This window comes from Bradyrhizobium sp. NBAIM08 (assembly GCF_020193935.1).
GTDB lineage: Bacteria > Pseudomonadota > Alphaproteobacteria > Rhizobiales > Xanthobacteraceae > Bradyrhizobium > Bradyrhizobium yuanmingense.
The window spans coordinates 1-398 of record NZ_JADYVR010001046.1 but is presented as its reverse complement, the minus strand read 5'-3'; the positions used below and the strand labels follow the sequence as shown (position 1 = coordinate 398).

At 70.6% G+C, this 398-nt stretch carries 1 protein-coding gene; it reads left to right on the top strand.

Features of this window, described 5'->3' with window-relative positions; all coding sequences use genetic code 11:
• Positions 1-397: GNAT family N-acetyltransferase (locus I6F37_RS43390; protein WP_225154894.1), on the top strand; the 397-nt coding region annotated here is incomplete at its 5' end.
• Between the last annotated feature and the right edge of the window lies 1 nt (position 398).

The following is a 398-nucleotide window of genomic DNA, read 5'->3' as shown; positions in this document are numbered from 1 at the left end:
GGAGATCCTGGAGCGCGATGCTGCGCACTGGGAGCGCGAGGGCTTCGGGCCGTGGATCTTCCGGGCGGGCGACGGAGGCGGCGCCGTCGTCGCCCGCGGCGGACTGAGCCGTGCGCACGTCAACGACCGTGACGAAGTCGAGATCGGCTACGCGGTCGCCGCGTCGCGCTGGGGCGAGGGGCTCGCCACGGAGATCGCGCGCGCCTCGGTGCGCGTCGCCTTCGAGGAGATCGGCCTGCCCGACGTCGTCGCCTTCACGCGCACGACGAACATCGCTTCGCAGCGGGTCATGGAGAAGGCCGGCCTGCGCAGGGAGGTCGAGTTCGAACATGTCGAACTTGCCCACGTGCTCTTTCGTCTCCGCAACGGCTTGCTAGCGTCCGCGCCGTCGTCCTGAG